Genomic DNA, 10,744 nt, shown 5'->3' on the forward strand with positions numbered 1-10,744 from the left:
TTACTTCTCTCCTATTTCCTCTTTAATCCAATCGTAACCGCGTGCTTCAATCTCTTTAGCCAACTCAGGGCCAGCTGTTTTCACTATTCTACCTTTATAAAGCACGTGAATAACATCAGGACGGATGATGTCTAGCAATCGGTCGTAGTGTGTAATAACGATGGTGCTATTGTGTGGCGACTTGAGTTTGTTAACACCTTCGGCCACGATGCGCAGGGCATCAACATCCAAACCCGAGTCTGTTTCGTCAAGAATTGCCAGTTTAGGTTCGAGCATTGCCATTTGAAAAATTTCGTTACGTTTTTTTTCGCCACCGCTAAACCCTTCGTTTACCGAGCGTTGCGATAGTTTAGCGTCTAGTTCTACCACCTGCCTTTTCTCCTTCATCAGCTTAATAAAGTCGGCAGCCGACATCGGTTCAAGACCTTGATACTTGCGTTTCTCGTTGATTGCAGTGCGCATAAAGTTGGTCATCGATACGCCTGGAATTTCAACGGGGTACTGAAACGAAAGGAAGATGCCTTCGTTGGCTCGGTCTTCTGGTTTCATCTCGAGTAGGTTTTTGCCGTTAAAAATGGCCGTTCCATCGGTAACTTCGAACATAGGATTGCCCACTAGCACAGCCGAGAGCGTGCTTTTGCCCGAGCCATTGGGACCCATGATGGCGTGGGTTTCGCCTTCTTTGATGGTAAGGTCGATGCCTTTTAATATCTCTTTATCGCCAATTTTGGCGTGTAAGTTTCTTACTTCTAACATATATCTATTGTTTTATTATTTACCTATAGTATCTATAATTGTCATTGGTCTTATTTAGCAGTATATCGAGAATACCTTGTACCAAATTAACACCATCTCCTGCGGTGAAATGGAACGGAAAAACGATTTTCAGTCCAACATTAAAGCCATGTCTTATTGGGCGCATACGGAGCTCGAAGGGTTCTGGTTGGTGATTGTATTGTGCCTTAAACACCGACGCCCTACTCAATCCCAGTCGGCAGCTATATTCTAATTGAAGGGCTATACAACTGAAAAGATAAAGGTCGACACCTGCTATTGGGGCTACACTGACATGCGGAATATGCACCATTCCATCGTATCGAACCCTACCAAAGCGATCGCTTGCCACATCTCTGCTGTATGCATAACTCCCCCCGCTAAAGTTATAAAGCGCATCTAGTCCGATGTATGGCTGTACACCCCACAACTTTTTGCCAGGATAACATCGCACGCCGAGTGATACACCCTCCATATCATTGCCCAAATTAGTGTCAAGGAAGTTCCATTCTTCGTGTTCGTAACCAGCCTTCAGCGATATAGGCGTGTAAGGAAGATAGTATTCTACACGCAGTTTAGACAACATGCCATAGCCCGAGCCCACTTTTTCGGGGATAAGATACTGCCCTTTGGTTAGGGTTTTGACGTGCGGAGAAGTTGTACCACCTATCTGCCCCTCGATGGCGAACGTGCGAACGGGGGCATCTTGCGCCATAACTGTTGGGCCAAGCAGTAGCATAAGGACAAACAACAATAGTTTCATGCGTGGTCGTTTCTATAAAGTGTGATTTATATTACCCTATCCCACGGTACCTTCTAGCGACACGCTAAGCAACTTTTGTGCTTCAACGGCAAACTCCATGGGCAACTTATTGAGTACTTCCTTGGCGTATCCGTTAACGATAAGCCCCACTGCCTGCTCGGTTGGGATGCCACGCTGATTGCAATAAAATAGCTGTGCCTCACTAATCTTACTGGTTGTGGCCTCGTGTTCGATAATAGCCGATTCGTTGTGTATGTCCATATAGGGGAAAGTATGCGCACCGCACTTGTCGCCGAGCAGCAAACTGTCGCACGAACTATAGTTGCGAGCATTGTCGGCGTTGGCCGTTGCGCGTACCAATCCACGATAAGAGTTCTGACTACGGCCTGCACTGATGCCCTTAGAGATGATGGTGCTCTTGGTGTTTTTGCCCATGTGAATCATCTTTGTACCCGTATCGGCCTGCTGATAGTGGTTGGTTACGGCCACAGAATAAAATTCGGCTTGCGAATTATCGCCGCGCAAGATGCACGAAGGATATTTCCAAGTGATAGCCGAGCCTGTTTCTACCTGTGTCCACGACAGTTTTGAGTTCACTCCACGCAAGTCGCCGCGCTTAGTAACAAGGTTAAACACGCCACCTTTTCCATTTTCGTCGCCTGGATACCAGTTCTGAACGGTGGAGTATTTCACCTCTGCATTATCCTTAACGATAATCTCCACGATGGCTGCATGCAACTGATTTTCGTCGCGCATGGGCGCTGTGCACCCCTCAAGATAACTCACATAGGTGTCGTCTTCGGCCACAATGAGCGTGCGTTCAAACTGTCCTGTGTTGCGTGCATTAATTCTAAAGTACGAACTAAGTTCCATTGGGCAGCGCACTCCCTTGGGGATATAGACAAAAGAGCCATCTGAGAACACGGCACTATTAAGTGCTGCGAAGAAATTATCAGCATAAGGCACCACCGAACCAAGGTATTGGCGCACCAAGTCGGGATGTTCTTGCACGGCTTCGCCGATGGAACAGAATATCACGCCCTTCTCTGCCAGTTTCTCTTTAAAGGTTGTCTTCACCGAAACAGAGTCCATAATGGCATCAACAGCCACGCCTCCAAGCACCAAACGCTCTTCAAGTGGGATACCAAGCTTGTCGAATGTCTTCTCTAGCTCGGGGTCAAGCTCCTTGTTCGCTGGTTTTTTGGCCAGTGGGTCGGCATAATAAGAGATAGCTTGATAATCTATCTCGGGCAGATTTACATGCGCCCAATTGGGCTGCCTCATTGTCTTCCAATGATTAAAGGCCTTCAACCGAAACGCCAGCAACCATTCGGGCTCGTTTTTTTTGCTCGAAATAAGTCGCACAACGTCTTCGTTAAGGCCTTTATCTATGATGTCTGTTTCCACGTCTGTTGTGAAGCCGAACTCGTATTTCTGTTCGGCTACACTTCGCACAAACGCGTTTTTCTCGTTTTTTACTTCTTCCATATATACTAATTTGCATTAAGCGATGAATAGGGGCTGCCCCAATGGAGCGCCCCTATCGTATTGTTCAGCAAACATTGTACCGCGAAACAGCGCGGTAACAAATGTTACTGTTAGCTTTTTGAGTTTATGAGGTTTTGAGTTTATGAGGTTTTGAGTTATTGCGTTCATCAGTTGATTTGTTGATGCTAAGCATGGCCTAACCCTAACATATCTGCAACTCAAAACCTCATAAACTCAAAAACTCAAAACCTCAAAGCCTCATCAACTCAAAACCTCACCTTACAATTTCTGTTCCACTTCGATAACGGTGAACGTTTCGATGATGTCGCCCACCTGAATATCGTTGAAGTTGACGATGCTAATACCACATTCAAAGCCTGTGGGTACTTCTTTAACGTCGTCTTTATAGCGCTTAAGGGCATTGATGTCGCCAGTATGCACCACGATACCATCGCGCACGAGTCGTGCTTTGTCCACGCGGTGAACTTTTCCTTCGGTAACAATGGCACCGGCCACCGTTCCAACCTTCGAAATTTTGTATACTTCGCGAACCTCTACTTGTCCAGTTACCACTTCTTTCTTCACCTTATCGAGCATACCTTCCATAGCAGAGTGCACGTCGTCTATGGCGTCGTAGATAACCGAATAAGTGTTTATCTCCACACCCTCTTGGTCGGCTAGCTTGCGAGCGGCCGACGATGGGCGTACTTGGAAGCCCACAATCAGTGCATCAGAAGCATCGGCAAGGGTTACATCATTTTCAGAAATCTGACCCACTGCCTTATGGATAACGTTCACTTTAATCTTCTCTGTAGAAAGTTTGATGAACGAGTCGCTCAGTGCCTCGATAGAACCGTCGGTGTCTCCCTTAACAATGATGTTGAGCTCTTTAAACGAACCCAGTGCGATACGGTGCGAAATATCGCTGAGTGTAAGACGTTTTTGTGTGCGCAAGCCTTGTTCGCGTTGCAGTTGCAAACGCTTATTAGCGATGTCGCGAGCCTCTTGTTCGGTTTCAAGCACGTGGAAAGCGTCGCCAGCTGTTGGCGCTCCGTTCAGGCCAAGGATGATGGCTGGTTCTGAAGGTCCAGCACTTTCGATGCGTTGATTACGTTCGTTAAACATCGCTTTGATACGTCCCCAGCTTGTTCCTGCAATAACATTATCACCAATACGCAGTGTTCCGTTGCTTACAAGCAAGGTAGATACATATCCGCGACCCTTATCGAGCGAACTTTCGATGATGCTACCCGTACCTTTGCGGTTGGGGTTGGCCTTGAGGTCGAGCATTTCGGCCTCCAACAGCACCTTCTCAAGCAGTTCGTTAATACCAATTCCTTTCTTAGCACTAATCTCTTGGCACTGGTATTTACCGCCCCACTCTTCAACGAGGAGGTTCATTTGCGAAAGGTCTTCGCGTATCTTGTCGGGGTTTGCTCCTGGTTTATCAATCTTATTGATGGCAAACACCATGGGTACATTGGCTGCTTGGGCATGGGCGATGGCCTCTTTGGTGGTGGGCATCACACTGTCGTCGGCCGAGATAATGATAATGGCGATGTCGGTTACCTGTGCACCGCGAGCACGCATGGCTGTAAACGCCTCGTGACCTGGTGTATCCAGGAAAGTGATGTGTCGGCCATTCTCCAACTTCACGTTGTAAGCACCGATGTGCTGAGTGATACCTCCTGCCTCACCAGCAATCACATTGGTGTTGCGAATATAGTCGAGCAACGAGGTCTTACCGTGGTCTACGTGTCCCATTACTGTTACGATGGGCGAGCGTGGCACGAGGTCGGCCTCGTCATCGGCCTCTTCGGTCACAGCTTCAGACACTTCAGCACTCACATATTCAGTCTTAAAGCCAAATTCTTCGGCCACGAGATTGATGGTTTCGGCATCTAAACGCTGGTTGATTGACACCATTATACCCACGCTCATGAGCGTTCCGATAACCTGGTTCACCGAGATATTCATCATCGATGCCAGTTCGCTTACGGTGACAAACTCGGTTATTTTCAGCGTTTTGCTCTCTTTGCGTTCCTCTGCACGTTCCTCGTTTAGGCGTTCTTGTGCAGCATCGCGTTTCTCTTTACGATATTTCGCACCCTTCTTATTTTGGTTACGGTTGGTAAGACGTGCCAATGTTTCTTTTACCTGGCGTGCTACGTCTTCCTCGTTCACCTCTAAAGGTTTCTGGTTGCGATTGTTTTTCTTGCCTTTCTTATTAGCGTTGCGCCCTGCACCAGCATTATTATTGTTATTGCCACCATTGTTACCGCCCTTATTTTTGTTGCCATTGGGCTGGTTGGCAGCAGCATTAATGTCCACCCTTTCGGTGTTAATGCGGTTGCGTTTGCGACGTTCGCCTCCCTGTTGACCTTTGTTTTCGCGTTCCTTGCGTTTCTCTTCCTTCGATTTTTTCTTAGGACGGGTGTTTTGGTTGATGGTAGAAAGGTCAATTTTTCCCATCACTTTAATACCAGGACCGCTATTTTGTTCGCTCTTCAGGGTGAAGATAGCCGGTTTAGAAACAGCTGCATCGCCTTCGGCATCAGCTTTCGGGGTTGTTGTTTCCACCTTGTCTGCCACGTTCTTAGCAGCGTTTTCGGCCGTTTTATGTTGCTTGTGTTCAGCCTCTTTGGGCTTATCAGCATGCTTGATAGCATCAGCCTTGTGCGTTTGCTCGGGCTTATGTTTGTGTTCGTGCTTAACTTCCACCTTATTTTTATGTGGTTCAGTCTGCTTATCAGCTAACTTTTCGGGTTTCGCATCCTGTGTAGGAGCAGAATTTTTCACTGTCTCAACAGGTGTTGCTTTATCCTGTTTGTCAACCGCAACAGTTTGATTTTTCTGAGCAGCTTCGCCCACGGCAGCAGGCTTAGCGTCTTCTTTTTTATCGTCTTTGGCGTTTTTCACATCAGAATTCTTTACGGTTTTCTTCCCGTTAAGGCTGTCGAGGTCTAGTTTACCCAGCGGAGTAAACTTTTGTTTTCCCTCGTTAAGCACCGTTTCGGCACGATGGTCGTTGTTTTCGTTGGTGCGTTTTTTCTCTTTAGTTTTCTTTGGGAAGAGTTTATCGGCTTGGTTGCGCACTTCCTTGTCCTTATGAAAAGCTTTCACAAGGGCATCATATTGCGCATCGTTTAGTTTGAACGAGGGTTCGGCTTTCACCTCTCCCAGTTCGGTTTTCTTTTCTAAGAACTCCACTGCCGTTTGGAGTCCGATATTCAATTCACTTATTGCTTTGCCTAATCTGATGTTCATTCTGTTGTTTTGTTTTTGTTTTTGTTGTGGCGTGCGCCATGTTTGCCTGCTTAGGGATGGTGTTGTTATCCTTATTCAAATTCAGCCCTCAGCACACGCAACAAGCTATCAACGGTTTCTTCCTCTAAGTCGGCCTTCTCTACGAGCATTTCGCGGGGTGCGTTTAGCACTGCTTTTGCGGTATCTAAGCCGATGCTCTTAATGGCATCGATAACCCACTGGTCTACTTCGTCTGAGAATTCGTCCAAATAGATATCCTCGTCGGCTTCTCCTTCGGCCACCTCGCGGAACACGTCGATGGTGTACTCGGTAAGCATTGAAGCCAACTTGATGTTCAATCCGCCACGGCCAATGGCCAGCGACACTTCTTCAGGATGCAAGAACACTTCGGCCTTGCGATTTTCTTCATCTAGATTGATGCTGCTCACTTGTGCCGGACTAAGTGCGCGCTGGATAAAGAGTTTGGTGTTTGCGGTGTAATTTATCACGTCGATGTTTTCGTTGCACAGTTCGCGAACGATGCCATGCACACGGCTACCTCTTACACCTACGCATGCGCCAACGGGGTCGATGCGTTCGTCGTAGCTTTCAACTGCTATCTTAGCGCGTTCTCCGGGCATGCGGGCAATGCGCTTAATAGAAATCAAGCCGTCGTTAATTTCAGGCACTTCGCCCTCCAACAGACGTTCGAGGAACATCGGACTGGTACGACTAAGGATGATTTTGGGGTTATTGTTTTCGTTGTCTACGCGAAGGATAACGGCCCTTACAGTTTCGCCCTTTCGGTATTGGTCGGCTGGTATTTGTTCTGCTTTGGGCAAGATAAGTTCGTTGTTCTCATCGTCAACGATAAGCACTTCGCGCTTCCACACCTGATAAACCTCGCCTGCAATAACCTGTCCCACGCGGTCTTTATATTTATTATATAATGAGTCGTGTTCGAGTTCGAGAATTTTCGATGCCAATGTTTGACGCAGCGTAAGGATAGCACGACGACCAAACTTAGCGAAGTCTACTCTTTCGGTTACTTCTTCGCCCACTTCATAGTCGGGTTCTATCTTTTGCGCCTCGGCCAAGGCAATCTGTTTATTTTCGTCTTCCACTTCTCCATTGGCCACAACCATGCGGTTGCGATAGATTTCGAAGTCGCCTTTGTCGGGGTTTACGATAACGTCGAAGTTTTCATCGCTACCGAAGATGCGTGCAAGCACGTTGCGAAAACTTTCTTCCAACACGCTCACCAGGGTCATACGGTCGATGTTCTTGGTGTCTTTAAACTCCTTGAACGTGTCGACCATGCTCAAGATATTCTCATCTTTTTTTCTTGCTACCATAGGGTTTATTATCGTTTGATGTGGTCTTGCCCCAATATTGCAAACTGCTTGCACGCGTTAATGGTGTTTCCACGTTTCAACAGCATGGGGCGAGCCTATTAATTTCTCCTTTTAATGATTAATTTATGCGCTGATAAGTTAACGAGTGAGGGAAAGGATTTTAAAGATGAAAAGGCTTATAAAGGTGAAAAGTGGCTAACGACGCCTATCTATTTGGATTAATTCCTAAATTTCTATTTACGACTTTACTCCTTTACTACTTACTCCTTACTACTTTACTCCTTACTACTTACTCCTTACTACTTACTCCTTACTACTTACTCCTTACTACTTACTCCTTACTCCTCAAAAACATTAAAACTGAATAAGATATTTGGTATATTTCACACCATCCATCTTAAAGTTATGGTCAACATCCTGCAGCACAGGGCGTTTCTTTCCCTCCACCTTCACTTTTTCGTTAACCGTAACCACGAAGTCGTTTCCGTCTACGCTTTTCAACGTTCCCTTATATTTCTTGCCGTCTTTATCGAGCACCTCAACCTCTTTTCCGATGAAGTTAATGTATTGTTGTGGCACTTTAAAGGGCTGACCCAATCCAGCCGACCCCACTTCGAGTTCATAATCCTCCTCATCGCGGTTTAAATGCTCCTCGATAAATCGGCTTAATTCCACACAATCCTCAATCCAAACCCCGTCGGCATGGTCTATTTCAACCACGATGCGACTGTCTGGACTCGTCTCTACATCGACAAGGAAATACTCTTTGTCGGTAAGCCATTGTTCAACAAGTTGTTTTACGACGCTTTTGTCAATCATATTTTGATGTTACTGATAATGAAAATGAGGAACTCTCTTCGGAGCCCCTCATTCCACTGAATGCTGCAAAGTTACGAAAAAATAACGAAACGCGCAAAATATTTTGGCGCTTTAAGCGTTATCTGCTCTTATTTTTTTATTCACTTTTGCCATTTGGGGCATCCGATGTATGTTTTAACTGTTATTTAACACGAATTACAAGCGCAATGTGGTGCTTTTTCCTTTGTTGTTTGCACCCCGCCAGTGGCGTAAAGTGCACGCTCAAAACATGTTGGGGATAACAAGCAGCAACCCTAACCCTGCCACTTGTCACCCCCAAACATAGCGTCTTGAACACAACAAAGACTTCGGCGCTCGACATAAAGCCACCGGAACAAACACAAACCGGCCAGCTTAAAACTTTCTACCCTGAGGTAGGGGCAACGTAAAGCCACTATTCCACCGTAAATCCGTGTGGAGTGCGCCTTAAAACGATTTTAAAACAGCCATAGCGCTTATAAGGATTGATGGTTTTGCCTTGATATTCTAACGTTTGGAGCGCGATGGTAGACCCACCACGCATCAACTCGGCCCTGGGAAGAGCACTAAACGCGTAATAAAAACGCAGGTGTATATGAGCGCCTTGCACGGTAATCTCAGAATCGGCAAAGCCTTCGCCTCGCCTTCCCTCATCGGTATCCCAAAGGTCCATCAATGTGCGGTCGGGCAAATCGGCTCTAAAACTAAGTACTTCTTTACCTTCCAACACTGAAACTTTAACAGGCAAACTCTTTTCGCTCTCTATTCCATACACCGAGAACACACTATCGCGCAACAAGGTGGTGGGCGAAAGAGCGCGAGTGCCGTTAATCACTTCAACCAACACCTCGTTTTCGATGTTAGATGCCAACATGGGCAGGTATCTCCGCTTCTCTTCGTCGTTGCTGCAGGCCACTAATAGCGCCAACAGGGCCACGATGATAAATCCTGATTTAATTTGTCTCATTATTTTATGTTTTTACGAGCGACCTTTCTTGGCGTGCATTGCTTACGCTAACAATATGCCGCTTGGGTTAAACGATTGAGGTTTACGCCTCTCTGTTCTTTCTGATTATTATGGTTATTTTTTGCAAATATACAGCTATTGTTTTAATCTGCAAAGAAAAACGAAGGTTAATTTTGACAAACTAGCCTTAATTTTAAAATTTAACTGTAGGTTTTGGTTGGGCGTTTTACTGAAATTGGTCTGAAAGCCTTTAAAACTGAGCGCACTAACGGTGATGCTTGGTGCAACAGTGACAAAGAAATTACCTCCCCACAAGCGCGATTGACCTACTACATGGTGGATTTTGTACAAATGTAGGTGGTGAGCGAGACGCAAAATGTAAATATTTTGAACCAAGATTTAACATTATGAGTGCCGTCTCTGCAAAATTTCTGGGCATTGGTTGTATTTAAGCCCGTATTTTTTAAAGTTTATAATCCCTTTATTTACAGGCGATTACCACAAATAAAGCCCAAAACACCGCTATTTATCCCGCAAAAACGAATATAAATACATCGAAAGGGCATAGTGGCATGTGCTCATCCTAAAGACACTATTTATGATGAAAGTGTGCTTTTTGATGGTTTTTGCGCTCCATTTTTACGTTTTAGGTGGTGTTTTGTACCAAATTGCTGTGCAATCTCTATCATTTTACCTTGCTATCTCTATGAGTTAGCATGGCTATTTGCTGCAGTTAGCAATGCTATCTCTATGAGTTAGCAAGCTTATTTGCTATAAATAGCAACTTCGATTGCGCGTTTTTATTCTCTGGAATATGCAATTTGGAGTATGATGTTTTGTATTTTTGAATACAACTGCGTGGTGTTTTTGGGGAAAGAGAAACGCTAAAACATAGTAAATAGCAACAGATGGGACGAAAAACGAAGCGATGCTGGTGGATAAAATTGTCTTTTAAGGGCATTTTTGGTTCTTTTTGCGGTGTGGTGCTGCCTAGAATGCACGGCGAGGAAGTTGACATTTGTAAAGTTTTATCACTGCATTAACATTGTCTCAATGCTTCTTTTAACCCAAAGCCCCAAAAAAAACAAAACTAGGGATGTGCTTTCGCCATGTTTTTGCGCTTTGACCAAAGGGCAAAAGCAAGCTTGCGAAAAGCCTATCCCTAGTTTTGGTTTAAACCCAAATCGGATTATTAGACCACAATGTTTCCAGAATTCTTGTTTTGGTGTTGTTTCCTAACAGCTTTTATTTTCTTGTCGGCATCTTCTCTGCCTTTGCAAATTGACGTAGCCCGCTACGCCTGCGTTACAAAGA

The 10,744-nt window shown here is 45.5% G+C and carries 7 protein-coding genes; all 7 read right to left on the reverse strand.

The annotated features are described in order from the left end of the window. A complete protein-coding gene (gene sufC, locus QME03_RS06550) occupies positions 1-756 on the reverse strand; it encodes a Fe-S cluster assembly ATPase SufC (protein ID WP_273114616.1) in 756 nt (251 codons plus the stop codon). Between the two features lie 19 nt (positions 757-775). Then, complete coding sequence (locus QME03_RS06555) at positions 776-1,537, reverse strand: hypothetical protein (protein WP_281723843.1); 762 nt, start codon at positions 1,535-1,537, stop codon at positions 776-778. 36 nt (positions 1,538-1,573) lie between these two features. Then, the gene (gene sufB, locus QME03_RS06560; protein ID WP_281723844.1) at positions 1,574-3,025 is read right to left on the reverse strand and encodes a Fe-S cluster assembly protein SufB; all 1,452 of its coding nucleotides are present in this window, start codon (positions 3,023-3,025) and stop codon (positions 1,574-1,576) included. A gap of 279 nt (positions 3,026-3,304) precedes the next feature. Next, positions 3,305-6,292, reverse strand: a complete 2,988-nt coding sequence (gene infB / locus QME03_RS06565) for a translation initiation factor IF-2 (RefSeq protein WP_025815849.1) — start codon at positions 6,290-6,292, stop codon at positions 3,305-3,307. A gap of 71 nt (positions 6,293-6,363) precedes the next feature. Then, a complete protein-coding gene (gene nusA / locus QME03_RS06570; RefSeq protein WP_273147788.1) occupies positions 6,364-7,626 on the reverse strand; it encodes a transcription termination factor NusA in 1,263 nt (420 codons plus the stop codon). Positions 7,627-7,980: 354 nt separating this feature from the next. Further along, positions 7,981-8,445 carry a ribosome assembly cofactor RimP gene (gene rimP, locus QME03_RS06575; RefSeq protein WP_273116518.1) on the reverse strand — a complete coding sequence of 155 codons (465 nt, stop codon included), beginning with the start codon at positions 8,443-8,445 and terminating at the stop codon, positions 7,981-7,983. 433 nt (positions 8,446-8,878) lie between these two features. Then, positions 8,879-9,430 (reverse strand): hypothetical protein, encoded by a 552-nt coding sequence (locus tag QME03_RS06580; RefSeq protein WP_281723845.1) that lies wholly within the window; start codon positions 9,428-9,430, stop codon positions 8,879-8,881. Positions 9,431-10,744 lie beyond the last annotated feature (1,314 nt).

Origin of the sequence: Hoylesella shahii, assembly GCF_937990675.1 — a bacterium.
GTDB lineage: Bacteria > Bacteroidota > Bacteroidia > Bacteroidales > Bacteroidaceae > Prevotella > Prevotella shahii.